At 36.7% G+C, this 26,480-nt stretch carries 23 protein-coding genes and 1 tRNA gene; 5 read left to right on the top strand and 19 right to left on the bottom strand.

All coding sequences use genetic code 11. The annotated features are described in order from the left end of the window. Nucleotides 1-6: 6 nt before the first annotated feature. The 4 genes from HN014_RS05210 to HN014_RS05195 all read right to left on the bottom strand — a co-directional run bounded on the left by HN014_RS05210 (nt 7) and on the right by HN014_RS05195 (nt 5,362). On the bottom strand, nt 7-1,017 hold the full coding sequence (locus tag HN014_RS05210; RefSeq protein ID WP_176027830.1) for a 4-hydroxyproline epimerase: 1,011 nt from the start codon (nt 1,015-1,017) through the stop codon (nt 7-9). Beyond that, complete coding sequence (locus HN014_RS05205; RefSeq protein ID WP_176027829.1) at nt 1,010-2,740, bottom strand: DUF885 family protein; 1,731 nt, start codon at nt 2,738-2,740, stop codon at nt 1,010-1,012. The genes HN014_RS05210 and HN014_RS05205 overlap by 8 nt, the downstream gene beginning before the upstream one ends. 10 nt (nt 2,741-2,750) lie before the next feature. Continuing rightward, nucleotides 2,751-4,334, bottom strand: coding sequence for an aldehyde dehydrogenase (NADP(+)) (locus HN014_RS05200; RefSeq protein WP_176027828.1), 1,584 nt, complete (start codon nt 4,332-4,334; stop codon nt 2,751-2,753). Nucleotides 4,335-4,429: 95 nt separating this feature from the next. Next, nucleotides 4,430-5,362, bottom strand: a complete 933-nt coding sequence (locus HN014_RS05195; RefSeq protein ID WP_176027827.1) for a dihydrodipicolinate synthase family protein — start codon at nt 5,360-5,362, stop codon at nt 4,430-4,432. A gap of 140 nt (nt 5,363-5,502) precedes the next feature. On the opposite strand from HN014_RS05195, the gene HN014_RS05190 reads away from it, so the two are divergent. Continuing rightward, nucleotides 5,503-6,363 (top strand): AraC family transcriptional regulator, encoded by an 861-nt coding sequence (locus HN014_RS05190; protein WP_176027826.1) that lies wholly within the window; start codon nt 5,503-5,505, stop codon nt 6,361-6,363. Between the two features lie 50 nt (nt 6,364-6,413). Here HN014_RS05190 and HN014_RS05185 read toward each other — a convergent pair whose 3' ends face one another. The 10 genes from HN014_RS05185 to HN014_RS05140 all read right to left on the bottom strand — a co-directional run bounded on the left by HN014_RS05185 (nt 6,414) and on the right by HN014_RS05140 (nt 15,565). Beyond that, nucleotides 6,414-7,379 (bottom strand): hypothetical protein, encoded by a 966-nt coding sequence (locus tag HN014_RS05185; RefSeq protein ID WP_176027825.1) that lies wholly within the window; start codon nt 7,377-7,379, stop codon nt 6,414-6,416. Nucleotides 7,380-7,933: 554 nt separating this feature from the next. Then, nucleotides 7,934-9,703 carry a DNA mismatch repair protein MutS gene (locus HN014_RS05180; RefSeq protein ID WP_176027824.1) on the bottom strand — a complete coding sequence of 590 codons (1,770 nt, stop codon included), beginning with the start codon at nt 9,701-9,703 and terminating at the stop codon, nt 7,934-7,936. 24 nt (nt 9,704-9,727) lie between these two features. Next, nucleotides 9,728-10,084 (bottom strand): MmcQ/YjbR family DNA-binding protein, encoded by a 357-nt coding sequence (locus tag HN014_RS05175; protein ID WP_176027823.1) that lies wholly within the window; start codon nt 10,082-10,084, stop codon nt 9,728-9,730. Beyond that, nucleotides 10,081-10,500, bottom strand: coding sequence for a GNAT family N-acetyltransferase (locus tag HN014_RS05170; RefSeq protein WP_176027822.1), 420 nt, complete (start codon nt 10,498-10,500; stop codon nt 10,081-10,083). Before HN014_RS05170 ends, HN014_RS05175 begins: the two co-directional genes overlap by 4 nt. Continuing rightward, the gene (locus tag HN014_RS05165) at nt 10,500-11,120 is read right to left on the bottom strand and encodes a DUF4230 domain-containing protein (protein WP_176027821.1); all 621 of its coding nucleotides are present in this window, start codon (nt 11,118-11,120) and stop codon (nt 10,500-10,502) included. The genes HN014_RS05170 and HN014_RS05165 overlap by 1 nt, the downstream gene beginning before the upstream one ends. A 105-nt stretch (nt 11,121-11,225) precedes the next feature. Further along, nucleotides 11,226-11,993, bottom strand: coding sequence for a cyclase family protein (locus HN014_RS05160; RefSeq protein WP_176027820.1), 768 nt, complete (start codon nt 11,991-11,993; stop codon nt 11,226-11,228). 31 nt (nt 11,994-12,024) lie between these two features. Continuing rightward, a complete protein-coding gene (gene hemW / locus HN014_RS05155) occupies nt 12,025-13,161 on the bottom strand; it encodes a radical SAM family heme chaperone HemW (protein ID WP_176031040.1) in 1,137 nt (378 codons plus the stop codon). A gap of 68 nt (nt 13,162-13,229) precedes the next feature. After that, nucleotides 13,230-13,787 carry a crossover junction endodeoxyribonuclease RuvC gene (gene ruvC, locus HN014_RS05150; protein ID WP_176027819.1) on the bottom strand — a complete coding sequence of 186 codons (558 nt, stop codon included), beginning with the start codon at nt 13,785-13,787 and terminating at the stop codon, nt 13,230-13,232. A gap of 50 nt (nt 13,788-13,837) precedes the next feature. Beyond that, the gene (locus HN014_RS05145) at nt 13,838-14,317 is read right to left on the bottom strand and encodes a hypothetical protein (protein WP_176027818.1); all 480 of its coding nucleotides are present in this window, start codon (nt 14,315-14,317) and stop codon (nt 13,838-13,840) included. 108 nt (nt 14,318-14,425) lie between these two features. Beyond that, the gene (locus tag HN014_RS05140; protein ID WP_176027817.1) at nt 14,426-15,565 is read right to left on the bottom strand and encodes a lipopolysaccharide assembly protein LapB; all 1,140 of its coding nucleotides are present in this window, start codon (nt 15,563-15,565) and stop codon (nt 14,426-14,428) included. Between the two features lie 217 nt (nt 15,566-15,782). Between HN014_RS05140 and HN014_RS05135 the strand changes: the two genes are divergently transcribed. After that, on the top strand, nt 15,783-16,292 hold the full coding sequence (locus tag HN014_RS05135) for a DUF456 domain-containing protein (RefSeq protein WP_176027816.1): 510 nt from the start codon (nt 15,783-15,785) through the stop codon (nt 16,290-16,292). Nucleotides 16,293-16,441: 149 nt separating this feature from the next. On the opposite strand, the gene HN014_RS05130 is transcribed toward HN014_RS05135, so the two are convergent. The 5 genes from HN014_RS05130 to HN014_RS05110 form a co-directional block, all read right to left on the bottom strand. Continuing rightward, nucleotides 16,442-16,515: transfer RNA gene (locus tag HN014_RS05130), tRNA-Asp, on the bottom strand. 86 nt (nt 16,516-16,601) lie between these two features. Beyond that, on the bottom strand, nt 16,602-17,528 hold the full coding sequence (locus tag HN014_RS05125; protein WP_176027815.1) for a DUF58 domain-containing protein: 927 nt from the start codon (nt 17,526-17,528) through the stop codon (nt 16,602-16,604). Nucleotides 17,529-17,611: 83 nt separating this feature from the next. Further along, nucleotides 17,612-17,929, bottom strand: a complete 318-nt coding sequence (gene trxA / locus HN014_RS05120; protein ID WP_176027814.1) for a thioredoxin — start codon at nt 17,927-17,929, stop codon at nt 17,612-17,614. Between the two features lie 531 nt (nt 17,930-18,460). After that, nucleotides 18,461-22,846 (bottom strand): DNA polymerase III subunit alpha, encoded by a 4,386-nt coding sequence (dnaE, locus tag HN014_RS05115; protein ID WP_176027813.1) that lies wholly within the window; start codon nt 22,844-22,846, stop codon nt 18,461-18,463. A gap of 169 nt (nt 22,847-23,015) precedes the next feature. Further along, complete coding sequence (locus tag HN014_RS05110; RefSeq protein WP_176027812.1) at nt 23,016-23,846, bottom strand: DUF6252 family protein; 831 nt, start codon at nt 23,844-23,846, stop codon at nt 23,016-23,018. A gap of 340 nt (nt 23,847-24,186) precedes the next feature. Between HN014_RS05110 and HN014_RS05105 the strand changes: the two genes are divergently transcribed. The 3 genes from HN014_RS05105 to HN014_RS05095 are packed head-to-tail and all read left to right on the top strand — an operon-like array spanning nt 24,187 to nt 25,997. Then, nucleotides 24,187-24,717, top strand: coding sequence for a 30S ribosomal protein S16 (locus HN014_RS05105; RefSeq protein WP_176027811.1), 531 nt, complete (start codon nt 24,187-24,189; stop codon nt 24,715-24,717). 19 nt (nt 24,718-24,736) lie between these two features. Beyond that, entirely contained in the window at nt 24,737-25,261 is a 525-nt protein-coding gene (rimM, locus tag HN014_RS05100) for a ribosome maturation factor RimM (protein WP_176027810.1), read from the top strand. Between the two features lie 22 nt (nt 25,262-25,283). Next, on the top strand, nt 25,284-25,997 hold the full coding sequence (locus HN014_RS05095) for a tRNA1(Val) (adenine(37)-N6)-methyltransferase (protein ID WP_176027809.1): 714 nt from the start codon (nt 25,284-25,286) through the stop codon (nt 25,995-25,997). Nucleotides 25,998-26,480: the final 483 nt, after the last annotated feature.

Below are 26,480 nucleotides of genomic sequence, written 5' to 3'. Positions count from 1 at the left end.
AGAATGTTAAATTACCTGGAAACCAAATGCATATGGGTCATTTTCGTCTATACTAATGGTGTTGTGACCATAGATACGTGCCCATCCTTGTATGCTAGGGATAATGGCTTTGGTAGTACCCAATGTTGTCTCCTCTTTAATTCGTCCTATAAATTTAGAACCTATATAGCTTTCATGGATGAATTCTTCCCCTTTTTTTAATTTTCCTTTGGAATATAATTGCGCCATTCTAGCAGAAGTTCCTGTTCCACAAGGGGAACGATCGATTGCTTTATCTCCATAAAATACAGCATTCCTTCCAGAAGAAGAAGGGTCTATAGGGGTCCCGGTCCATAAAATATGAGAGACATCTCTAATCGTTTCATTGTCGGGGTGAATAAACTGATCAGGATATTTGGTATTAATACGGTCACGTATCAATTGAGCATATTGAATAAGTTTGCTGGCAGTATATGCCTGAACTCCTTCAAAGTTTGGCTGTGGATCGATAATGGCATAAAAATTCCCTCCATAGGAAACGTCAAAGATGAGTTCTCCAAGTTCCGGGCAATCAATATTTAGATCTTCTGCTGCGAGATAAGAGGTTACATTAGTCAATTTTACCCAATCTACCTTATTTCCGGTTTGTTGATAATCAATTTCAACTAATCCTGCTGGAGCCTCCATTCTAATTTTACCAGGAATTTTAGGTGTAATTAGCCCTTCTTCTATAGCGATGGTGATGGTTCCAATAGTACCATGACCACACATAGGCAGACATCCAGAGGTTTCTATAAATAGAATTGCAAAATCATTTGTAGGATCGTGTGGTTCAAACAGGAAACTTCCACTCATCATATCATGCCCTCTAGGTTCAAACATGAGCCCTTTTCGAATCCAATCATACTCTTTGAGGAAATGTTGTCTTTTCGCACTCATAGTTTCCCCTTTGAGATCAGGTCTTCCAGTGGTGACCACTCGGACAGGGTTTCCGCAAGTATGCGCGTCAATGCACTTATAGATATGTTTCTTATTCATTGTTACTACTGTGTTTTTTGATGTATTCCATAATCCGCTGTTCGAGGATAGAGAGAGTTACGGTTCCCTGTTGCAGGATTACTTCATGAAATTCCCTGATATCAAATTCGCTACCAAGGGCTGCTGTTGCTTTTTTTCGAAGAGTCCTAATTTTTAACTCTCCGATTTTATAAGATAATGCTTGTCCAGGCCATGAAATATAGCGATCCGTCTCTGTTTGTATTTCATGAAGAGATAGTGCAGTATTGGACTGGAGAAAAGCTACGACAGCTTCTCTAGTCCACCCTTTGGCATGAATCCCTGTATCTACTACTAGACGGCATGCTCTCCACATTTCATAAGTTAGTTTTCCGAAATGTTCATAGGGGGTGGTGTAAATTCCCATTTCTTCGGCAAGGAATTCACTGTAGAGCCCCCAACCTTCTCCATAAGCAGATAAATAAAGGTTTTTTCTAAATTGGGGAATGCTGTCTCCTAATTCATTGTTTAAACTTCCTTGTAGGTGATGACCGGGAACTGCTTCGTGTACGGTCAATGAAGGAAGGGTGTATAAAGTTCTGCTGGGAAGATCATAAGTATTTACCCAATAATATCCGGGATCCGTACTGTTTTTAGAGGTTCCTATATATCTTCCTCCCGTATATTTAGGAGCAATGGAAGCGGGGACAGGAGCTACTCCATAAGGCTTTCGTGGTAAGGTTTTAAAAAACCTTGGAAGTTGTTCGTCAGCACGTTTTGAAATATCCCGGGCAATCATTAATAGTTCCCTGGAAGTTTTGGCATAAAATTGTTCATCAGTCCTAAGAAAGGTCAGAAAGTCAGAAAAACTGCCTTTAAACTCTAGAGAGTCGATAATTTTTTGCATTTCGGATTTTATACGAGTGACTTCTTTTAATCCAATATTATGAATGTCATCTGCAGTATACTGATCACTGGTTGTATAGTAATTAATTCGGTTCTGATAGAAAGCTTTTCCATTAGGTGTTTTGGAAACTCCCAACGTTGTTCGGGTTTTAGGTAGGTATTCTGTCTCAAAAAAAGCTTTTACTCTTTTGAATTGTGGAATTACCCTGGTTTCTATTACAGTTTTGGCAACCTGTAGAATAGAATCTTTCTGAGCCGAAGGAATCGTTTCGGGAAGGGAAGTAAATGGAGTATAAAAAGGACTATTCTGGTAGGTTGTTACGATCTGATCGTTATATGAAGCTTCATATCCTTTAAAAATAACCTTGGGTTGTGAGACTCCTTTTTTCAATCCAGCACGTAAATTTTCTAGATGTTGATCAATATAAGTAGGTATTGCCTGTAATTTATCGAGATATTTTTTAGTTTGTTCCAGATTGGTCAAAGGTCGGATGTGAAATGTAAGATTGATATGAAAACCGGAATCTGAGAGTAATGGGTTTAGGTATCTCTCAAAGGCATAAAAATCGATTTGTTCCTGTAGGATAAATCGAAGGAGTTGAGCAGAAATACGTTCAGTTTCGTTCAGTTTTTTCTGATCGATTTTAGCGAGTTTTTCTAGTAATTCCTGAGCGAAAGAGGCTTCAGACTGATAATACTCTTTGGTATAGAGCCCTAAAGGATATGTATGGGTATCATATCCTTTATGGTTTTCATATTCATTTATTAATTGAGTTAGAACGGTCGATGTATCAGGCGTTTTTTGCTGCTTACACCCTGTTATTAATAACCCAAATAGAATCAGGAATAAATAGCGCATATAGAATTTTTTATAGCGATGCTGTTGTTTGTTGATTGTTTACAGTTCTTGTAATGCCCAATGGGTTACTGTTTTTTAAAGCATCGGGCAATAATTGATCCGGCCAGCTTTGGTAACTGAAAGGACGAACCCAACGTTTTATAGAATGGACTCCTACTGCTGTAAATCTACTATCTGTAGAAGCGGGATATGGTCCTCCATGTAGCATGGAAGGGCAAACTTCTACCCCGGTAGGAACACCGTTAAAGATAATTCTTCCTACTCTGTTTTTTAAAGCTTCGATTACGGCTTCAAATTGTACGGCATCATTACCTTCGGCAAGAATAGTTCCTGTTAATTGTCCTTCTAAAGAAGAAATGATTTTTTCCATCTCTTCTTTGGTACTACAGGAAATTACTAGAGAAAAAGGACCGAATACCTCCTGATGTAGGGAAGGGGTATTTAGGAAAGTTTCTCCTTTTACTACACTTACTGCTTGTCTGGCGTGATTTACAGCTGTTTCATGAGAATATTCTGCTGTAACTGTCACACCTTGTTGTGCAATTAGTTGTTGTTTGTTTTTTTCGTAATTGCCAATTATAGAAGGATGTAGCATACAAGAGGGGTTTATCTGTATAATTTCTTCAGAAAGGGTCTTGATAAAAAGATCGAGTGCAGCTCCTTTAATTCCAATAATAAGTCCAGGGTTGGTACAAAACTGACCTGTTCCCAATGTGATTGAACTGGCATATGTTTTGGCATGCGTTGTTGCTTTGGAGCTTGCAGCTTCCGGGAGGAGAAGTACCGGGTTAATACTTCCCATTTCTGCAAATACAGGGATAGGCTCAGGGCGTTGTGATGCGAGATCGAATAAGGCTCGACCCCCCTGAATACTTCCTGTAAAACCAACAGCTTTTACCGCTGGATGTTTTACTAGCTGAACGCCTACTTCAATACCACTACTGTTGAGGTTGGAAAATACCCCTTCAGGCATTCCGGTTTTTTGCGCTGCTTTGTGAATGGCCATAGCCACGAGCTCTCCGGTTCCAGCATGCATCGGGTGTGACTTTACAATAACAGGGCATCCTGCAGCAAAGGCTGCAGCAGTATCACCTCCTGCAGTAGAATATGCTAAGGGGAAATTACTGGCACCAAAAACAACTACAGGTCCCAAAGGTACCAGCATTTTTCTGATATCTTGTTTTGGGATAGGGGCTCTCTCAGGGGCTGCTGTATCTATTGTAGCCTCTACCCATGATCCTTCACTGACCAAATCAGCAAAAGAACGCAGTTGCCCAATAGTCCTTCCTCGTTCTCCTTTGGCACGCCCTTCTGGTAAACCGGTTTCTGCCATATAAGTTTTTAGTAAGAGTTCATCCAATGCCAGTATCTCATCTGCAATGGCATTTAGAAAGCTAGCCTTTTTAGCTCCTGAGAAATTTCTGAAATGTTGAAATGCGTCTTTTGCCAAAGAAACCGCTTTTTCGATCTCCTCTTCTGTTGCCTCATAAAAAACTGTTGGGTTTTCTATATTGAGTTTGGGGTTGATCGTTTTGTAAGTGGTATTCCCCGATGCGATTCTTTGATGTCCTATATAGTTATGTCCGGTTATCATGCTTTGTTATATTTGGTTATATAGAGGGGTTTTAGTATTCATAGTCTTTTCAATTAAAAATTATTTCAGACCTGGAATTGTAATATGCTTAGATCTTAAGAAATAATGGGTTCCTGTAAACTTTTATAATCAGGGAGTATAGGTCTGTTATTGATTCCTGTTTGTATAATGTTCAGCACATTTGCTCTCTCTTCTCCTATAAGCGGAAGTCTTGGAGCACGAACATTTTCTGTTCCAATGCCTGTAGCAACTTCTGCCAGTTTTATATTTTGTACTAATTTAGCATTTATATCTAACTCTAATAATGGAAGAAACCAACGATAGATAGCCAAAGCTTCCTGTATTCTTCCTGCTTTTTGCAATTCATAAATGGCAACTGTTTCTGCTGGGAAGGCATCAACAAGTCCGGCAACCCATCCATCTGCACCCATTAATAAACTTTCCAAAGCAAGCGTATCTACTCCAGATAAGATTTTTAACCGATCTCCAAAACGGTTTTTGATCCGGGTAACATTGGAGATATCCCGGGTAGACTCTTTAACTGCCTGAATGTTGTCTTCTTTTAAGAGTTCTTCAAACATGTCTAAGGTTACTTCTATTTTGTAATCAACAGGGTTGTTGTATACCATAATTGGTAAAGAAGTGTTTGTAGCGACTTCTTTAAAATACGTAATGGTTTCCCGTTCTCCTGCTTTATATCGCATTGGAGGAAGCATCATAAGACCATTTGCTCCATCCTTTTCTGCCTGATGAGCTGCTTTAATGGCGTCTTTTGTTGTTTGTTCGGCAATATTCATAATTACCGGCACCTTATTATTTGTTATAGATGCTGTGGTTTTTATAAGGGTACTTTTTTCTTCTGTACTTAATGTACTTGCTTCTCCTAGTGTACCTCCCAGAATAATTCCATGAACCCCTGCTTCTAATTGTGCATTTATATTTACAGTAAACATATCAAGGTCTAAGGTGTCTTGTGTGGTGAATTTTGTGGTAACGGCAGGCATTACCCCTTTCCATTGTATTTTCATTCGAATCATTATTTGTGTCAAAGATATTATGATTATAAAGGCTTGATTAGGTATAAATTATCCATGTCTGATGTTATATTACCCTAAATGTGTAATTATTTAATAATTATGAGTAATATCGTCTTATATTTAGAATACGTATGAAGGCTTTACCATTTAAAATACCTAAAGGGTCTACGGATACTTTGATTGTTCAGGAGGATAAAGAAATGGTTTTCTATGATAAATTTCATCAACATGAAGAAATTCAGATTTCTTGTATCATTTTAGGAGAAGGTAGTGTTATTGTAGGAGATGCTATTACTGATTATCAGGCTGGAGATATCTTGGTTTTCGGTAGCCATGTTCCTCATGTACTTAAGAGTGAGCCATCAGGTCAGGAGTCTTATATGATTTCTGTTTTTTTTACTAAAGCATCTTTTGGGGCTGACTTTTTTGAGCTGCCTGAATTTGACGATTTTTCTAGTTTTTTTAGGAATTCTTTATATGGGATGAAAATTATTTCAGAAAAAGAGACGCTCAAAGCATTGTTTGTACAGTTGAAAGAGGAGCAGACAAAAATGGGAAGGTTTATGATTTTCTTGAACGTTCTGAGCCTTATCAATGCAGCGGACATTGAGCCGATTTCTTCTTTTATATCAAAAAAAATGTACTCAGATAATGAGGGGAATAGAATGGCTTCTGTATTTCAATTGGTGATGGATGAGTTTCACAGAGAAATTACGCTCAAAGAAGTTGCAGAGGTAGCAAATATGACCCCAAATGCTTTTTGTCGATATTTTAAGCAGCGAACGAATAAAACATTTTTTCAGTTTTTAACTACTATACGAGTTGAAAATGTAGGACGTTTATTGGCTAAACATAAAGAAATGACAATCCAGGAGGCTTCTTATCATAGCGGATTTAATAATTTGTCCAATTTTAATAAAAAGTTTAAAGAGATAAAAGGGGTAACCCCTTCTGTTTTTAAAAAACAATTATATGACTCTCATCTTTTGTAGTATTACCTGATTTTTATGCCAATATGTAAGGTGATGTAATTGGATAATTATTATTTTTTTGATGCTATTAACTGTGTGACTAATAATTTTAATTTCTCTATTTCCTTTTGTTGTTGGATAGTATAAAGTGTTAGTTCTTCTATTTTTTTAAGAAGTTTCATATCCATTTCTGCCTGCATAATACCATTTTGTTCGAATTCTTTTGCAGATGGGATTTCGGGTAAATGATTGTTTTTTTTAATAAATTTTTCTACTTCATTTATGCTTCTTAATCTATAGTCTTTTTTGAAAACATAATCTGGAGCGGCAATATTGAGATCTATTTTTACTTCTTTAGCATGAATATCTCCATTTACTGTTAATTTCATATCTGGATTAGTTGTACCTATTCCGATATTTCCATTATTCCGAATGACAAATTTATTCGTTCCAGAATTTCCATTAGGAGAGGTCGCGAATTTAAAGTCTTTACCATTTCTAGCAAAAAACTGTAAGGCATTTCGATAGTTTGAATCGGTATAATTGTCATCAAAACTACTGATATTTGCAGATTTACCATCATGATCAGTAAAGGTGATATACGTTCCTGCATTATTAGTGTTATTTGTTAATCTAATACCTTGCCCATGAGTGTTTAGGTTCAGTTTTAACCCTCCATTGATGTCTAGTTTTTGAATAGGATTAGATGTTCCAATTCCAATATTCCCATTATTAAGAATAACAAATTTATTCGTTCCGGAATTTCCATTAGGGGAGGTCGCGAATTTAAAGTCTTTACCATTTCTGGCAAAAAACTGTAAGGCATTTCGATAGTTTGAATCTGTATAATTGTCATCAAAACTACTGATATTCGCAGATTTGCCATCGTGATCAGTAAAGGAGATATAAGTTCCGGCAATATCAGCACTGTTTGTTAATTTAAGACCCTGTCCATGAGCATTTAAATTAATTCTTTCTGTTTGGGAATGAGAAAAATTGTAGATTAGAATGAATATCAAAACAAAAGTTTTTTCCATATTTTCTTGTCATATTTAGTCTGTAAAATTACAAGTTTCCTATATGATTTTGTAAAAAACCTATTGCAACTACAGAAATTAATCTTTAGGGCATGTAAAAAGACTTTGTATTCAATTAGCTAATATTTTAGGAACTCAATATTCATAACAATGTACAGTGGTTTTGTAATTTACTCCAATGAACGGGGTGATAGTGTATAGATAAGAATAATAGAGGTTATTACTTGATACTACTGAGATAGTTTTTACAAGGTAATTTTAATAATTGCTATGATATATGGTAGTCATTTTCCATTTCGCAGAACGTAGTCATTTTAGTATATTCATAAGGGGCTTTTTTATAATATTCGGATCCAGCTCTTTTAAATTGCGGTAAGTGTATAGAGTTTGATTACCTTATAGTTTAACAAGTCATCCCCTGGATCTTAATTTATGCCATTTAGACCTTAAATCTACTGGAATAAAATGTTCTTTTTTATCTCAGTCCCAGAATAAAAATAAACCGTAGCACTACCGTAATTTTCTTTGCCTGTAAATTCAAAACCTAAATGGTATCATACAATCCCCATTTTCTTTAATAAGAAAGAAGCATTCATATTTTGGCAAATTCCCTCTTTAAAGGTATAATCAAAATACAATTCGTCATTAATGATCTGCGCATCAAAGAACTTATTTTTTACCTCGGGTAATTCATGAGCAGTTTCACACAGACTCAGGTCATGGGTAGCGATAATACCTGTAGCATTTCCCCGAACCAGTTTTTCTACAAATTTTTTTGATCCGGCAGCTTTGTCTTTGCTGTTGGTTCCTTTTAAAATTTCATCCAGGATAATAAAATATTCGTGATTTTCCAGTGCATCAACAATTTTTTTGAGCTGGGTTAATTCCGAAAAGAAATAAGAAGCATCATCACTGAGAGAATCAGAAGTTCGCATACTGGAGATAAGCTTGATCGGATTATAAGAGCATGACTTAGCACAAATAGGGAGACCAATATTAGACATAAGAATTTGCAAAGCTACCGTTCTCAGAAAGGTGCTTTTTCCTGCCATATTAGCTCCAGTAATGATAAAGAACTGTTCTCGTTTTATGCAGATATCATTATCAACTCTCTTTTCTGGTAATAACATCGGATGCCCCAGTTCTTTAGCATCGACTACAATAGCATCTGTGGTAATAATAGGGTATATATAATCAGGGTTATTAAAAGCGTAGTTTCCTAATGAATTATATGCGTCAAAGAAGGCAATTACTTCAAACCATTTACTTACTTGTTCTTGGTGTTTCTGAATCCATTGTTCAATTCGGTAACTTTGAAGTAAATCCCATAAAAACAGACCATTGGCTAATACGCCAAACAACATATTATTTCGCTGGTCAAATGCATTGAGAATAGTAGCAAATTGCTTTAGAACAAGAGAAGTTTTTTCTTTTTCCGAGATGATATGTTGCTGTTGCTCCTGAAGTAGGGGAGCGGTAAAAGAGGCAGCTTCTATCTTATCAATAAGCTTGTAGTATTGCTCAAAAGTATCTTTTACCTGATTAGATTCACTGTAGAGTGTATTGATTTTTTTTAAACGAGATCCAGTAATAATCAGACCTACAAAAAACCAGTATAAAAAAACAGAAAAACTGATTGTCTCGGTAAACAATAAGATCATCATGATCACTGAAATAGTGGAAATGATCATAGGTAGCACTTTCATTACTTTGGGAACAAAGGGAGTGTAATTGTCCAGCCATTTTTCAATTACTGGGATAGATACATCAACCTGTACTAATGCAGCAATTGCACTAAAGTCTTGTCTCCATAGTGGGATTTTGGCTAAGTTTTTTACAGCTTCTTGCTTTTCTTTTAGTTGGTTGATATCGTTACTTTTTAAGAGAGTTGCCAGTTTATTTTTTCCGGCAAGGGTAACCGTACGGTTCATAAACTGAAAAAAAGAACGAGGACCAAAAAGATCAATATCATGGCTGTAAAAATGAGCAGGATCGATAAATTCCTTTCCTGAATCCAGATGATTGTAGTCATTGTTTGCTACTTTCACTTCGGATTCATTAATTTTTATCAGTTCGTTGGTTTTGTTTTTTTGTGCGATAAAACGGGTATGTCTATTGACTAAAAAGATAAATAAGACAGCTCCCAACACAAGTGTTCCAATAATTATTTGAGCATTTGGATAGCCAAAATAGAGTACGGTAATAATGGCGAAAAAAGTAATAAGTCGCAACATACTGGAGCGAACAAGTTTGCGTTTTATTTGGGATAAGGCTACTTTATGTAGTTCGATTTGCTGCTGATAGAAGTCTAAAGGCGTTCGCATTTGTTTTGGTGACAATTAGAGTACTTATAGATTTTTTAAGATTTCTTTTGCTTTCTTGGTCAGTCCGTTGACAACGAGTTCATAAGAGTGATCAATTAAGTCAATCAATAGATGAGTCGGTAAACCATCAGAGAAAGTAACAGTATTCCAGTGTTTTTTATTCATATGATATCCAGGAGCTACCTGTGGATGAGATTCTCGTAGTTCAATAGCGCGATCCGGATCGCATTTTAAATTGACACTAAACGGTAGTCGATCTAGTCCTGTCAGAGCAAAGGCCTTTCCCATAACCTTAAATACCAATGTTGTTTTATCAAAAGGAAATTCTTCAGTGACTCCTTTTTTTTGTAAACAATAATTTCGAAATTCTTCTATGTTCATATTATTGGAGGTTTACTGGTTTTTTGCATCATAGTTGAAGTAGGATTTTCATATGGGACAAATCCGAATTTTTTATAGAGTCCCTGAGCATCTTTGGTGTTGAGCATCCATTTTTGAACGTTGTTTACCGTCTTATATTGCAGGATATGACGGATCAACATTTTGGCATATCCTTTTCCGCGATGCTCCTCGATAATAAAAACATCTAGGAGGTAACCAAAAAGGATAAAATCAGTGACGACTCTGGCATATCCGATTTGTTCCTGATCGAGGTACATTCCGAAATTTAGTGAATGTTCTATACTAAGTGCGACTTCTTTTTTGGTTCTGCCCCTTGCCCAATAAGAATGGGTTAGAAACTGATGAATGCAATCTACATCCAATAGGTTTTTATCTGTAGAAATAGTAATATTCATCAAGAGTTATCTATTAATTTATTTGTTTCTCCTTCTTGTAATTCAATAGCAGAATAATCCAGCGTCCATCCAATTGATTGTGCCAGTGTTTCCATAATAGAAATAGCGGTTAAAGCTTCTTTTTTTGCAGATTCCAAGAGACCACTTTGGGGAATTTTATCGATAATAAATTGCTTCGCTTCTTTATTTATTTCTGTCAGATCTGAAGATGTCATAGGATTAAGCCAACCTTCTTTTTTGTCATAGTATTTAAAATCGGTTTCTATGGTCAGGATTTGTGGTTGCGGAAACTGTGTGAGAATAATGCGTTTTTTTTTAGTGTCACTCTCTAGTTTGATTTTGGAGAGATCAAATCCTACATGTGCTTTGGCATCAATAAGGATTAGTGCTTTTTTCTTTCCGGTAAGTAAGCTGAAAAATTTTTCTTTGACACTTTCATAGTGGTAGATTTCTGCAAAATCTCCCTCTACAGTCACTAGTTTGCACACGCTTTTTATTTTCTCCATAAGAATTACGGACTGTGATTCTATAGTGGTTCTTTTTTTAGAAGCACTAAACTTTGCAAAAATAAAGTAGGAAAAGATGGCTCCTCCGATCAGTCCAATAAATAATAACTCCATATTACTTTTTTATTTTGTTCACAAAATAAGGGCTGTATGAGATTTTATCATTGCCCCAGATTCTTTAATTTGTTTTTAATTTTTTAAATACATACTTGGGATACTTTATTTACTATCAGGAATAGGAGGTGAGTGTAGTCGGTACAAAATTGGTTTGCTGGGAGAAGCATCGTTGTCAAATGCTGCAATCTGTAAATTTAATAAGTACCTGTCATCTGTAATGTGTTCCGGCACATAAATCATTTCTGTTATGGTTGCATTATAGCGGGGTTGCTGGGGGTATCGCCAGAAAGCTTTATGTGCCAGTAATTTTCCGTCATCTTTTTCTTTGTCTACTGATGGTAGGTCAATCAACAGGTGATTTACTCCTGATTCTCGCAAGAATGTAGCAGCTTCTTCGGATAAATACGCCCAATTTGTATGAGAGTACTGCCTAGATAATTTATCTTCAGTATTGGGGAGTGTCCTGAGGATGACTGCTTCTACTGAAGAGGTTAATTTTGAAGCAATCATAGCTTTGGTGATGACTTTATCCCCTTCTTTTTCCTCTGGGGTTACTGATATTAATTGTGCTATAAAAAAGAATCGCTGTAAAGAACGATTAATGCTGTGGAACTCTTCAGTGATATGACCTACGCATTCGGTATGAGTTCCATGTCCGTGAGGATTAAAGATAATGTTGTTAAAATTGGTAGAGGCACCTTCTGATACTTTCCCGATCCAGTTTCCTTCCGTGACTGGGGTGATTACAGGAGGAGGGATATACCAGGCATTTACATTAGTAGTAGAAGCTCGTATAGGGATAGAGATATCAATAGGTGCTGATAGATCTATTGTATATTCGTTTTGGTGTTGTAGAATGATGCGATCCATAAGTGTTTAATTGACTACAGTACTAGGTTCGTTAGGTTAAATTTAAAAAGAAAAGATCACTTGCAATTCCATCGCTCAAAAACTTTCCTTTTTTGGTAATCAAAAGAGTGTTGTCTTCAATGGTAAGCAATTGCTTGTCGATAAACCGTTGGGCATGTTGTAATAGATAGGAGTGATATGAATCTCCATATTCTTGTAGTACTTTGGTTAGAGAAACTCCCCAGATGGTTCGAAGACCGGTCATAATATATTCATTATAGCGATCTTGAGTGCTGAGAGTTTCGATTTCTCTTGGTAACTCTTTTTGTGCTAATGCGTCTATATATTTGATGTTGTTGGGGATATTCCAGCTGCGTTGTATTCCGTTAAAGGAGTGTGCTGATGGTCCAATGCCTAAATAGGGTTTTCCTTGCCAGTATGCAGTATTATTTTTGCTAAAGAAGCCAGGTTTTCCAAAATTAGAAAATTCATAATTGATAAATCCAGCGGTTTCCAGAGTATCGATTAATAGTTCGAAATGCTGTTGTGCCACCTCGTCTCTGGGAGCTGGAATTTTTCCTTTTCTGATATAAGCATCTAGTGCAGTTTTAGGTTCTACAGTAAGTGCATAACTGGAAATATGCGGGACCTTGGAGGCTAGAGCGAGTTCCAGGTTCTGTTTCCAGCGATCAATTGTCATTCCTGGGATTCCATAAATTAAATCGATAGAAATATTGTCAAAATGTGCTGCTGCCAGTTGTAAACATTGTAGTGCTTCCTCTGCCGAATGGGCACGGTTCATCATTTCCAGATCTTCTTCAAAAAAAGATTGAATACCAATACTAAGTCTGTTGATAGGAGAATTTGCCCAAATACTAATAGCTTCGGGAGTAAGGTCATCAGGGTTCGCTTCCAGTGTAATTTCTGCCTCATCAGCAACCAAATAGGTTTCATAAATGGTATCTATAATAAAACGAATCTCTTCCGATTTTAGAATACTCGGGGTTCCGCCTCCAAAATAAATAGTGTTAATAATTTCGTAATCGGCTACTTCTGACCTTCTTATTTTTAACTCTTCACACAAAGCAAAGATCATCTGATCTTTTCTTTTTAAGGAAGTAGAAAAGTGAAAATCGCAATAATGGCATGCCTGTTTGCAAAAAGGAATATGGATATAAATACCGCTAATCTTATTTTGTTTTTAGGGTTAATTATCAAAAGAGGAGTAAAATACTAAATTTTGGATCGAGTTTGTTTCTATTTTTTGATCCTTTTGTCATTTTGCTTAACAAAGGCGGCCCAGCCGGTATAGCTTTTTTGAGTAGTATTTGGTTTTCCCATATTATAAAAATGGCAAACTGCGGCAGCAAGACCATCTGTAGAGTCCAGGTTTTTGGGAAGTTGTTTTAATTTAAGCATTCCTTGTAGCATTTTGGCGACCTGTTCTTTAGTGGCATTTCCGTTTCCGGTAATAGCCATCTTTATTTTCTTAGGAGAGTATTCGGTAATAGGTACTTCCCGACTAAGTCCTGCTGCCATCGCTACTCCCTGTGCCCTTCCGAGTTTGAGCATAGATTGTACGTTTTTTCCAAAAAAAGGAGCTTCAATTGCTATCTCATCAGGATTGTATGTATCTATAAGTTCTATGGTACGTTCGAAAATAAGCTTTAGCTTTAGGTAGTGATCTTCATATTTGCCTAGCTGAAGCTCATTGAGTTGCAGAAAAGACATTTTTTTGTTGACTACTTTTATCAGACCAAATCCCATAATGGTGGTTCCTGGATCAATACCTAGTATTATGTGTTCGTTTTCCAAAAAGAATAATTTATGCAAATCTAATCATTTCCTCTTAGTAAACTTCTTGATCAATCTACTTTGATCAGGATAGGCAACCGGTATTGTGTGGTTACTGTAGTGCCTCGTACATGTCCTGGTTTTACTTCGGGTAGTGATAGAAGACTTTCTGTAAGAAGTGTTTTGAAATTGGGGATCTGTTTTTCTAAAAAAGCAGGGGGTTCAAAATCTTTGTAAGTGATTCCTCCTTCTTTGTCGATAATAATAGAGACCCATACAGTGTCTTGGGTAGCTTTTTTTAGTACGACTGTATAATCAGATAAAAATTGCTCAATATGAGTAGTAATAGTATTGCTGAAACAGATCTCTAATGTTTCTTTGGGTTCATTCTTGCAGTTAGTAAATAAGGGTGGTTGCTCAACTTCGTGCTGATTGAGTTTTTCCCATTCTTTTTTTACAATATCTTCTCGGCTTTCTTTTTTAGGAAGAAAGAAATCACAGGAAGATAAAAAAAAGAGTAACAGAATTATATGCCAATTGTTTTTGCCCATCGTACAAGCCTGCCTTTTTTCAAAAAGGCAAGCTACATATTTTTTCTAAAAGTAACAGCTGTATCAAAGAAAACTATCTAATTTTAGGTATTTTGAGAGCTTTTTGTGTTATTTTTCTTTCTGTTGTTCGATCTCTTTTTGTAATTGTTCGATTCTTTTTTCTACCATAAATTGCATGTACTTGTGTTGTTGTTCTCCAAAGGTATTTGTGAAGGTTTCGTAATACTTGAGTTTGGTATTTGGGTCGTCATAGTAAGCATCTGCAAATAGTGCCATTTGATAATGTGCTTTTTGTGAACGAGGATTTTCTCTTATAGCAGACTTAATGTATTGTATAGCTTTTTCCCATTGTTCCTGATGTCGATATGCCATAGCAATATCAATAAGTTCCTGATCTACCGGAGTGTTTTTTAGCTTTAGAGCTTTTTTGTGGTTTTCTAAAGATTGTGTATGATCATTAAGACGACCGTATATAGAGCCTATCTGGCTATATAGATGAGGTTTTTGTTCGAATTCTAAGGCTTTTTTGTAATGGATAATAGCCTTGTCATAGTCGGATGTTTTTAGATACGCAGTGGCGATTTTGGTATGGATAAACCCACTTTCGTATCCTAATTCCAGTAATTTTTTGAAAAAAGGAATGGCACGATCATAATAACTTCTCAGAAAATTATTTTGACCTAATATGCTTAATAACTGAGGATTTTCAGGATAGGAAGATAGTCCTCTTAAGGCAGTTGTTTTTGTTAGGTCATACTTTCTTTTTTGCATGTAATACTTAGCAACTTTATAGCAGCTTTTTTGATGAGTACTATCCAGAGAAAAAGCAGTTTTATAAGAGACTATATATGAAGAGTCTTGTCGCTGTTCTTTAGTAATGCCTAAGTGATAATGAAAGTTAGGATTAGAAGGGTAGGTTGTGGTGAGATAGAGGAAGAGGCTGTCCGCCTGTTTGAGTTTTTTGGTGGTGAGTAACAGTTTTCCATATGCCAGTGTTGTCGGAATTAAGGAGGGGTTTTTAGTGATGGCTCGGTGGTAGTAAGTAAGAGCCTGTTGATGATTCCCCAGCGCATTATAAGCTTTGGCAATCTTGGTATCATATAAGGGAGAAGAGGTGTTTTTTTGATAGAGAGCAATTGCTTTTTGATATTCCCCAACCTGAAAAAGGCTGTCAGCTATAGTAACCGATGTTTGGGCATGACTAAAAGTAATGTACATGCAAATAGTTCCTAAAAAAAATGATTTCATGGGTTTACATTGTTATTTCGTATTACATGAAATTTTTCCAAACAGGCATGTGTTGAATAGTAACACGCATGTTATGACCTGTTTCATGTAATTTTTAGATGTTATAATTAGTAATTTAGCGGGGGAGTGTTTGAAGTACTAATATAACTATTTTTTTAGTTCTAGAGTGTAACAATTTAATTAGTTGATCGTCAAATATTTTAAAAAAAAAGCAGATATGGATATAGCTTTGGTAGTAATTGGATTGCTATTGTGTTTTCTTGGGGTTGTAGGGAGTTTTCTTCCGGTGCTACCTGGTCCGTTGACCTCGTGGATAGGGTTGTTACTGATTCATCTTACAAAAACGATTGAAGAAGACTGGACTTTTCTGGGGATAACATTAGGGGTTGCGGTATTGGTATGGGGATTGGATTATATAGTACCTGCATTGGGAACGAAGAAATTTGGAGGGACAAAATATGGTGTTATAGGAAGCTCTTTAGGATTGATTGTCGGAATTTTATTTTTAGGACCATTAGGGATTATTATAGGTCCTTTTGCAGGAGCTTTTATAGGAGAACTTATTAAGGATAGTTCGGATTCATCCAGAGCGCTAAAAGCAGCCTTGGGATCTTTTATTGGTTTTTTGGCAGGAACTTTTGTCAAGTTTGTGGTAGCTATTGTGTTTTTGGTGATGTATATAAATATTGTTCTGGGGCATTGGAGTGCTTTATTTCAGACGGTATAAAAAATTATAAAAATAAAAAAGCCTCTCCATTTGCTGGAAAAGCTTCTCATTGGTTTATTACTAAACCACCACGTTAAACGTGGACAACACAACATTTTTAATTGCGCAAAAAAAAGCTTCAAAAAATATTGAAGCTTTTTGCAATTTTGCGGTCTGGACGGGACTCGAACCCGCGACCCCCTGCGTGACAGGCAGGTATTCTAACCAACTGAACTACCAGACCAGTGCGTTATTGCGGTTGCAAATATACACCGCTTTTTCGTTTCCACAAATCTTTTTTGACTTTTTTTTAGACTTTTTTTTGAGGAGTTATACAAACTTTTGTCGTTCAATTAGATAGGTGGTTAGGATTTTGTCGAATTTTTTTGTGATATCAGCGGGGACATACTTTATTTTGTATTGAGTGCATTTCATTTTTAACTCATAGAAGTATGCCTGGACAGCTTTTTGGTAATTTTCTTTGATGTTATCAGCATATAAGTTGATGTATTCTCCTGTTTCTACATCTACAAATCGAGTAGGAGTATTGTCGAAATTAAACTGAATTTCTTTATCTCCGTCAAAAGTATGAAACAATACGACCTCGTGTTTGTTGTGCTTAAGGTGTCGTAAGGCATCGAATAATTTTTCAGGTTTCGTATTAGCCTGAAGCATGTCAGTAAATAAGAAAATAAGGGAGCGTCTGTGGATTTTCTCTGCGATTTGGTGAAGATAGGTGTAAGTATCGGTGTTCTTAGGGGTGGAGCGAGTGACCATTTCACTTAGTTTGCTTAGTAGCATCTGATGGTGTCGCTCACTCCCTTTTTCCGGAGCATAATAATCGTATTGGTCACTGTATATGCTGAGTCCTATGGCATCTCGTTGTTTTTTTAGAATCTGCATCAAGCAAGCGCTTGCTAAGGCTGCAAAACTGCTTTTGTTGAGTGTGTCAATATGGTGCTCTTTTATTTTTGGGTAGTGCATGGAAGCTGAGTTATCTATGATAATATGGCATCGCAGATTGGTTTCTTCTTCATAGCGCTTAGTGTATAATTTATCGGTTTTAGCATATAATTTCCAATCGATATGTTTTGTGCTCTCTCCACTATTATAGATTTTGTGTTCTGCAAACTCAGCAGAAAATCCATGAAAAGGGCTTTTGTGCATTCCGGATATAAACCCTTCAACGACCTGCTTCGCTAATAATTCTAGGTTGATAAATCCAGAAGTTTTATTTGTTTCTTTTTGAAGATCCATATCGTATTTGATTATATGTGTAAAATAAAAAAGGTTTGATAATTCATCAAACCTTTTTTATAAATTTATATCGCTTATCAGTTTTATAAAAGCGAATCAATAGCGTCTGTATAAACATTCTTAGGAGAAACTCCTACTTGTCTACCTACTACCTCTCCGTTTTGAAAAACTAATACAGTAGGAATATTTCTTACACCATATTTAGCAGCAAATTCCTGATTAGCGTCAACATCAACTTTTCCTACAACCGCTTTTCCTTCATATTCTTCGCTTATTTGCTCAATGATAGGACCCACCATTCTACAAGGACCACACCATGCCGCCCAAAAATCTACTAGTACTGGTTTGTCGCTTTTTAATACCACTTCTTCAAAGGTAGTATCTGTTATTTCTAATGCCATAGTTTATCTTTTATTTAAGATTCATATTTTATTCACACAAAATTAGTCAATAATTTTGCCAAAGCTTACAAACAAAACATTTGTTTTGATTATAGAAGCATTGAGTTTTTCGATTTCAAATATACTATGAAAGTATTGAAAGTCAGAATATCGTTGTGAATTTTGTGCAAAAAACAGAGAGATTACCTTCAATTTTAAGGGAGATGCAGAAGGGAGCTAAGAAAGTGTATTGGATGACTTTTTTACTAATAGCTAGATGAATAAAGGGATGATGGGGAATCATGTTTGTAGAAAAAAGAAGCGAAGCATAGACAAGGAAAAAGAAAAGGTGCTGTGTAATAGGGGGATTGTAATTAACATTCAGAGATGTTTTTTTTGCTGCAAAAACGATGTTGCAAGCGTCTTTTTAATGAAGAATGTGTTAAGTGCTATTAAGGAAAAGGGCTGCCAGAATGACAAAAGAAATCATGGAAGATGTCAGTATTTCAGGAGGCATCCCGATCCTGTTCGCGTATACAATATGTTGAATTTTTAATTCAATTTATAATAAATAGAATTTTCTTCTAAGATATTTAGTAGTTCAGGAGAGATGTTTACTTTTTGTCTTCTGCTAGGAAGATGAAGCTTTAATTTTTCCTGCATCTCATAAATAACAAAATTCAAGGTGTGATTTCCTGAATGAGCACTAAGAATTTCCTGAAGAACTTCAATGCTTTTTTCAGAGAGCATGTTGATATCTAGCTGGATAGTCAGTTTCCTTGAATACGTTTCTAATACATCGTGTAAGAGTTGGAAACTGTTGAACTGTATTCTGGGATCTCCTTTTTTTCCGGTGTCTTTATTCGTCCAACCTTCTTTGACATAGGCTTTGGCATACACAAAGGTGCTTTGTACCAGGAAAGGGCGGTGTTTTAGGTAATCCTCTCCAAATATCCTGAATTCATGAGCAGTATCATAATCTTCTATAACGAATGTGGCCCATCCTTTACCGTTTTTAGAGGTACGGTGTTCGACGGAGGTAATAACGCCACCAAAGGCGAGTTCTTTGTTTACATTTGCTTCCAGATCTGCAAAATGTAATAAAGAGGCATTACAAAAATATTTGATTTCATGTTTGAAATCGTCCAGAGGATGTCCGGACAGGTAGATACCTACCACTTCTTTTTCTTTGGCTAATTTTTCCATTGTTCCCCATTCTTCGCAGGGAGGAACGATAGGTTCTGGGATTTGAACATCGCTACTTTCTCCAAATAGACTTACCTGAGAAGAGTTTTCGCTTTCTTGCATCTTAGAGCCATACCGAATTGTTTTTTCTAAAAACATGGTTCCGTCGGCATCTTTATGAAAATATTGTCCCCTGTGGGTGTCTGTAAAAGAATCAAATCCGCCTGCTAATGCTAGACTCTCAAACGCTTTTTTATTGGCAGCTCTAAGGTCAATACGTTTGGCAAGGTCGAAGATAGATTTGTAGGGACCATCTTCTTTCCTGTTGTCTACAATTGTTGCAACAGCTCCGGTTCCTACTCCTTTAATTGCTCCCATTCCAAAGCGGATAGCGCCTTCATTGTTTACGGAGAATTTTCTATAAGATTCATTAACATCCGGCCCCAGTACTTCTAGTTTCATGCGTTTGCATTCCTCCATAAAGAAAGATACTTGCTTGATGTCATTCATGTTGTTGGATAGTACAGCGGCCATATACTCTGCAGGATAATGAGCTTTTAAATAGGCTGTTTGATAGGCAATCCAGGCGTAACAGGTAGAATGCGATTTGTTAAAGGCGTAGGCGGCAAAAGCTTCCCAGTCTTTCCATATTTTTTCCAGTTTGTCTTCGGCATGCCCTTTGGCAGAGGCTTGCGAGATAAACTTGGGTTTCATTTTATCCAGTACTGCTTTTTGCTTTTTACCCATAGCTTTACGCAGTACATCGGCTTCACCTTTAGTGAAGTCTGCTAACTTTTGAGAAAGTAGCATCACCTGCTCCTGGTATACCGTAATCCCGTAGGTTTCTTGGAGATATTCTTCACAGGCTTCCAGGTCATATATAATTTCTTCAGTTCCGTGTTTTCTGTTGATAAAACTCGGAATATATTCCAGAGGTCCAGGACGGTACAAGGCATTCATGGCTATCAAATCTGCAAAAACAGTTGGTTTGAGTTCCTTCATGTATTTCTGCATTCCTGGAGATTCATACTGGAATACTCCTACGGTTTCTCCTCTTTGGAATAAAGCATAAGTTTCTTCATCTTCCAGAGAAAAATTCTCCGGATCCAGGGTAATTCCATGTTTGGCTTTGACAATTTTAACCGTGTCTTTGATCAGGGTTAATGTTTTGAGTCCCAGGAAATCCATTTTTAGTAGTCCGGCACTTTCCACAACCGAGTTATCGAATTGCGTGCAGTACATGTTGGAGTCTTTAGCTAGGGCTACAGGGACAAACTTTGTAATGTCATCAGGAGTAATAATTACTCCACAAGCGTGAATTCCGGTATTACGGACAGAACCTTCCAGGATTCGAGCCTGATTAAGGGTTTCTGCTTCTAGGTTATTCCCTTCTGCAATACCTAGAAGTTCGTTTATTTTTTCAAGCTCTTCAGATCTGAATTTCTGTTTTAAAGTAGCTTCGTCTACCCCAAATATTTTTCCTAATTTGGACATATTAGGAATAAGCTTGGCGATTCTATCAGCGTCACTAAGTGGGAGATCCAGTACCCTGGCAGTGTCTCTGATAGATGATTTGGCAGCCATGGTACCATAGGTGATGATCTGGGCTACCTGGTTAGCACCGTATTTGTCGATTACATAATCCATTACCCGACCACGTCCTTCATCGTCAAAGTCGATATCAATATCGGGCATGCTGACACGATCAGGATTTAGGAAACGCTCAAAAAGAAGATCGTACTTTATCGGGTCGAGATTCGTAATCCATAAACAATAGGCAACAGCAGATCCTGCTGCTGACCCACGACCGGGACCAACGGAAACTCCCATCTCTCTAGCAGCTCGAATAAAATCTTCTACAATAAGAAAGTATCCGGGGTATCCTGTTTTTTCGATTACTTTGAGCTCAAAGTCTAATCGCTCATCAATTTTAGGAGTAATCTCCCCGTATCTTTTCTTTGCTCCTTCATAGGTAAGGTGTCTTAGAAATTTGTTTTCTCCACGTTTTCCTCCGTCAACCTTATCTTCTTCGAACTGGAATTCTTCAGGGATATCGAATGCAGGAAGTAATACATCTCTGGCAAGCTCGAAAGGCTCGATCTTTTCGACAATCTCTTGCGTGTTTATAATGGCTTCGGGAATATCTTTAAAGAGTTCCTTCATTTCTTTAGAAGATTTGAAGTAGTACTCTTGATTAGGAAGACCATATCGGTATCCTCTACCTCTACCTATGGGAGTAGCTTGTTTTTCTCCATCTTTTACACATAAAAGGATATCGTGGGCATTGGCATCTTGTTGATCGCAATAATAGGTATTGTTGGTTGCGATTGTTTTTATTTGATGTTTTTTGGCAAAATCAATAAGGACCTGGTTAACCCTGTTTTCATCTTCCTGATTGTGTCTAATAAGTTCTATGTATAAATCGTCTCCGAATTGCTCATGCCACCAAAGAAGAGCTTCTTCTGCCTGCTTTTCTCCGATATTCAAAACCTTACTGGGAACTTCTCCGTATAAATTCCCTGTTAGGACGATAATGTCTTCTTTGTACTGTTTTATAACCTCTTTGTCAATCCTGGGGATATAGTAAAATCCATCTACAAACCCAGTGGAAGACATTTTTGCCAGATTGTGATATCCGTTTTTGTTTTTGGCGAGCATAACGATTTGATAACCATTATCTTTTCTGGATTTGTCTTTGTGGTCTTCACAAACGAAAAATTCACATCCAATGATAGGGGTGATTGGGATCCCTTTGGGTTCTTCCCCATTGCTAATTGCCTCTTCATTAGCCGCCGTTACGCTTTTATTATGTTTGGAAACGGCACTTACAAAATGAAAAGCCCCCATCATATTAGCGTGATCAGTTATGGCAACGGCATTCATTTTATGAGCAACAGCTGCATTTACAAGATCAGGAATACTTGTGGTAGATTGAAGAATGGAGAACTGAGTATGATTGTGCAGATGTGCAAAGTTAACAGCATCTAAGGCAGCAATATTTTTTTCTATCTCTTCTTGAGATAGGCTAGGTGCTGTTTGTTTGTTTAAAGCTTCACTAATTTTTTGTGAAGCTTTTTTTAGATTTATATGTTGTAAACCTATTAATTGAATAGGTTCAGGATTCTTGGTTTTGAATTCCTCGAAATATCCGGGTTCAACATCCAGTTCTTCCAGTGTGAATACTTGTTTTCGGATAAGTTCCAGGAAACATCGGGTTGTTGCTTCTACATCGGCAGTTGCGTTATGTGCTTCTCCGAATTTTGTGCCGAATAAATGTTCATGTAATTCGGTTAGGGTGGGGAGCTTGAATTTACCTCCTCGCCCTCCAGGGATTTGACATAATTGTGCAGTAGTTTCAGTACAGGTGTCTAACACGGGAAGCTCCTGGAGTTTGTTTGCTACATCTAACCTGAAAAACTCAGCACCCATAATATTGACGTCAAAGCCAACATTCTGTCCGACAATAAATTTTGTTTTAGACAGCGCGATATTGAATTTATCAAGTACTTCTCGTAATGAGATCCCATCTTGCTCAGCCAATTCTGTAGAAATCCCGTGAACCTTTTCAGCGTCATAAGGGATGTTGAAGCCTTCTGGTTTGACCAGATAATCCTGATGTTCAATACAGTTCCCTAAAGCATCATGTAATTGCCAGGCAATCTGGATACACCGTGGCCAGTTATCTGTGTCACTGATAGGTGCGTCCCATCGTTTAGGTAATCCAGTGGTTTCAGTGTCAAAAATAAGATACATAAAAGGTCGAGTTTCCGAAGTTTTTCCGCTATACAAATGTAAAGGTCAAAAATAACTAAAATGTGAATATTGGAACTTGAAACTTATGGATAGTTATCAACCGATAAAATGGGAAAAGCGCATTTATAATTTTATAAATGCGCTTTCTACAGGTAAATATTTGGTTTGTTTAATATCCGAAATCGAATACGCCTTCTGTTATTTCTGTATCTCCTCCGGTACTGAAATAGAAAGTTCCGCTGATACATCTTGTTTCTTGATCATGGGATATGATCGTTATCTCTCCGGAAACAGCAGATGCCTTATCTTTTTTATATTCATAAGTGGCGCTGTAATCTCCTGAACCAGTAAGGCTGTAAGTTCCTGGAATTGCGTCAATAGGAAAAATAATGGTGATCTCTTCTTTAAAGTTTGCGGCTTTGATAAGAATAGACGAATTATCAGTCCCAAAGGATTCTGCACTGTGTGTGTCTGTTTCAATTGGAGTTCCGTCTACATTAGCTGTTAAAGTTGCGTTTGTAAGGCATGGATTGGGAACTTCAGGTGTGTCTTCAGGGGTTTCATCTCCGATAGGAACTTTGTAAAACCATCCATTGCTAAAGCTTTTTGTGTTTCCTTCAGTGTCCTTTAAGTCTTTAAAATAGAAAGTACCAGTGATCTCATTGTTGGAGATTTCTGTAATGACAATTTCTCCTTCACTCTCTTCTGCTGTGGATAAAAATTTACTATCCATTGTTTCGAATGAGCTTTCTACATTGGATTGTCCTAATTTGTACTTTCCTTCCTTGGTAGTAGCTGTATAAAAACGAATGGTTTCCGTTCCTGAATGACCAATAATCATAAGGCGACCATCGTCTTTAATCACTGCTTTTTTGAAATCAGTTCTGAAAAGCTCTCCTTCTACGGATGCTTGTAATGCAGGAGTGTTAATCTCAATATCTGTACTACAGGAGGTTATGATAAAAAAAGAAAGTAAGATAAGTGTAGTTGTTTTTGTCATATTTACTGGGGGCTTTGTTGTAGTTTAATTACGGTTTTAAAGTAATTGCTATTAAACGAAAACAAAAGTAGGGTTAAAATATTGATTTACCAATATTTAAGAGAATAAAATGAAATAAAATGACGATTAAATGCGATTTTTAACGGTTAAATACCTGTTTTTGTAAGATTTTTTGATTTTTGTAGGTTTTTTGCTGTACGGATGAACTTGTTGGTTTGAGAAAAATTATTAGGATAGTTGCAAAGTTGTAAGTTCTTTTGTGTCAGGGTTTATAAAAAAAACAGTATCTTTGCAGACTTTTAAATTATAAATAGGGTCGTGTACCCAAAAATTAATTCGTATGCCTGTTAAAATCAGATTACAGAGACATGGTAAAAAAGGGAAGCCTTTTTACTGGGTTGTAGCAGCAGATGCTAGAGCAAAAAGAGATGGTAAATTCTTAGAGAAAATAGGAATTTATAATCCAAATACTAACCCTGCAACAATCGACTTAGATGTTGATAGTGCTGTAAAGTGGTTACAAAATGGAGCTCAGCCTACTGATACAGCTAGAGCACTTTTATCTTATAAAGGAGCCTTATTGAAAAATCACCTAGCTGGTGGTGTGAAAAAAGGAGCTTTGACCGAGGAACAAGCGGAAGAGAAATTCCAGGCTTGGTTAGCAGAAAAAGAAGGAAGTGTTACTGCTAAGAAAGAAAGTTTAGCAAAAGAAGAAGCTGATGCAAAAGAAAAAGCATTAGCTGCAGAAAAAGAAGTGAATGCTAAGCGTGAGGCTGCTGCTGCAGAAGCAGAGGCGGCTGCACAAGCAGAAGCTGCTGAGGCTGCAAAAGCTGAAGAAGAAACACCAGAAGCTAGTAACGAAGAAGAGTAGTTATATTTAGTCACGAACTATGAAGAAAGAAGAATGCTTCTATCTGGGTAGAATCGTAAGTAAATTTAGTTTCAAAGGGGAGGTGCTAGTAAAATTAGATACTGATGATCCTGAAAGTTATGTAGGAATGGAATCGGTTTTTGTTGAATATAACAAAAACCTGATTCCATTTTTTTTGGAACGATGTGTTTTACATAAAAGCGATCTATTGCGGATAAAATTTGAAGATGTAGACTCAGAAGAGGATGCGGATAGCCTGATGAAAGCAGGATTGTATTTGCCGTTATCTCTATTGCCTCCACTGGAAGGGAATAAATTTTACTTTCATGAAGTAATTGGATTTACGATAGTGGATACTTCTTTTGGTGAAGTAGGAGTTGTAAAAGGAATAAATGATTCGACGGCTCAGTCTTTGTTCGAAGTGGATAGGGATGGAGTAGAAATTTTTATTCCTATGAATGATGAATTTATTGTAAAAGTAGATAGAAATAAAAAACAAATTTTGGTTCAGGTGCCGGATGGATTAATTGATTTGTATCTGTAACTGTTTTGGAAATGTTTAGTGTATGAGTAAACCTTTTGTGTTTAAAAGATTTGAAGTGCATCAAGAGCGATGTGCTATGAAGATAGGGACAGATGGGGTGCTCTTAGGGGCTTGGGCTTCTGTATCTGATACTGTACATTCTATATTGGATGTGGGAACCGGAACAGGGGTTATTGCTCTGATGATGGCGCAGCGATCTCCGGCAGAAATTGTCGATGCGTTAGAGATTGATTCTGATGCATATGAGCAAGCAGTTGATAATTTTGAGGGGTCTCCTTGGGGGGATAGGCTTTTTTGTTATCATGCCTCTTTTCAGGAATTTGTGACTGAAATAGAGGATTCTTACGACCTGATTATTAGTAATCCCCCATTTTTTGCAGAGGATTATAAAACAACAGATGTCAAAAGAGATTTGGCAAGGTTTGAAGAAGCCCTTCCGTTTGAACATCTTATTCACGGGGCTGTTCATCTATTGAATGAGCAAGGTAAACTAGCATTGATAGTTCCTTTTAAAGAAGAGAAGCGAATTATAGAGTTGGCAGCACAGGTTTCCTTGTTTCCGCAACGAATTACCAGAGTTAGAGGGACTCCAGATACAGTTTTGAAAAGAAGCCTTTTGGAACTAGGTTTTTTGGATAAAATGTGTGAAGAAGAAGAGCTGGTGATAGAGTCTTCCAGACACCAATATACAGAAGCTTATATGAAGCTGACAAAAGACTTTTATTTAAAAATGTAATACAAAAAGTGAAAAAGCAAGAATTCACAAAGAATCCTCACTTTTTCTAAATATAACCATCTCGGGTGGTTTTGTAGTATGTTCTTAATTTTTGACCTTAAGGGGATTTGTGCTTAAAAACCAAAGCATGGGTAGGTTAGGATTGGTGGTTTTTAAATGTTTAGAGGGAGTTAAAAGCCCGAAATTATACAACAGATTTTCGACCTGGGCATGAGATGGCTAAATATTGTATAGCGTTTAGTGTATTCTGATATTTTAGTAGTTGAGTTTGTGTTATCAAAATAGACCGGGTAGTTACTCCTTTGTCACTATTTTAGCTTTTGCTGTGAAAACCTATTGCATAATTCGGGTACTTTCTATTTCATAATTTTATTTTTTTAATATTTTCATTTTTAATAGAGAAATGAATCTGTAGTATTAAGAGATTCATTTCTCTTGGGGGCAATGCAATTGTGATTACATCTTTTAGTTGATTTGGCTATG

The organism is Aquimarina sp. TRL1, assembly GCF_013365535.1.
Lineage (GTDB): Bacteria > Bacteroidota > Bacteroidia > Flavobacteriales > Flavobacteriaceae > Aquimarina > Aquimarina hainanensis.
Note: the sequence above shows the minus strand (reverse complement) of the source record. Positions and strands in the feature narration are given on the sequence as shown.

Excerpts from the sequence above, each read along its gene's own strand:
- HN014_RS05180 (WP_176027824.1), bottom strand. The coding sequence starts at position 9,703 with ATGCGAACGCCTTTAGACTTCTATCAGCAGCAAATCGAACTACATAAA.
- HN014_RS05200 (WP_176027828.1), bottom strand. The coding sequence starts at position 4,334 with ATGATAACCGGACATAACTATATAGGACATCAAAGAATCGCATCGGGG.
- HN014_RS05210 (WP_176027830.1), bottom strand. The coding sequence starts at position 1,017 with ATGAATAAGAAACATATCTATAAGTGCATTGACGCGCATACTTGCGGA.
- dnaE (WP_176027813.1), bottom strand. The coding sequence starts at position 22,846 with ATGTATCTTATTTTTGACACTGAAACCACTGGATTACCTAAACGATGG.
- HN014_RS05160 (WP_176027820.1), bottom strand. The coding sequence starts at position 11,993 with ATGGATCGCATCATTCTACAACACCAAAACGAATATACAATAGATCTA.
- HN014_RS05170 (WP_176027822.1), bottom strand. The coding sequence starts at position 10,500 with ATGAATATTACTATTTCTACAGATAAAAACCTATTGGATGTAGATTGC.
- HN014_RS05105 (WP_176027811.1), top strand. The coding sequence starts at position 24,187 with ATGCCTGTTAAAATCAGATTACAGAGACATGGTAAAAAAGGGAAGCCT.
- HN014_RS05140 (WP_176027817.1), bottom strand. The coding sequence starts at position 15,565 with ATGAAATCATTTTTTTTAGGAACTATTTGCATGTACATTACTTTTAGT.
- trxA (WP_176027814.1), bottom strand. The coding sequence starts at position 17,929 with ATGGCATTAGAAATAACAGATACTACCTTTGAAGAAGTGGTATTAAAA.
- rimM (WP_176027810.1), top strand. The coding sequence starts at position 24,737 with ATGAAGAAAGAAGAATGCTTCTATCTGGGTAGAATCGTAAGTAAATTT.
- HN014_RS05175 (WP_176027823.1), bottom strand. The coding sequence starts at position 10,084 with ATGAACATAGAAGAATTTCGAAATTATTGTTTACAAAAAAAAGGAGTC.
- HN014_RS05190 (WP_176027826.1), top strand. The coding sequence starts at position 5,503 with ATGAAGGCTTTACCATTTAAAATACCTAAAGGGTCTACGGATACTTTG.
- HN014_RS05135 (WP_176027816.1), top strand. The coding sequence starts at position 15,783 with ATGGATATAGCTTTGGTAGTAATTGGATTGCTATTGTGTTTTCTTGGG.
- HN014_RS05125 (WP_176027815.1), bottom strand. The coding sequence starts at position 17,528 with ATGGATCTTCAAAAAGAAACAAATAAAACTTCTGGATTTATCAACCTA.
- HN014_RS05145 (WP_176027818.1), bottom strand. The coding sequence starts at position 14,317 with ATGGGCAAAAACAATTGGCATATAATTCTGTTACTCTTTTTTTTATCT.
- HN014_RS05110 (WP_176027812.1), bottom strand. The coding sequence starts at position 23,846 with ATGACAAAAACAACTACACTTATCTTACTTTCTTTTTTTATCATAACC.
- HN014_RS05095 (WP_176027809.1), top strand. The coding sequence starts at position 25,284 with ATGAGTAAACCTTTTGTGTTTAAAAGATTTGAAGTGCATCAAGAGCGA.
- HN014_RS05205 (WP_176027829.1), bottom strand. The coding sequence starts at position 2,740 with ATGCGCTATTTATTCCTGATTCTATTTGGGTTATTAATAACAGGGTGT.
- HN014_RS05185 (WP_176027825.1), bottom strand. The coding sequence starts at position 7,379 with ATGGAAAAAACTTTTGTTTTGATATTCATTCTAATCTACAATTTTTCT.
- HN014_RS05165 (WP_176027821.1), bottom strand. The coding sequence starts at position 11,120 with ATGGAGTTATTATTTATTGGACTGATCGGAGGAGCCATCTTTTCCTAC.
- HN014_RS05195 (WP_176027827.1), bottom strand. The coding sequence starts at position 5,362 with ATGAAAATACAATGGAAAGGGGTAATGCCTGCCGTTACCACAAAATTC.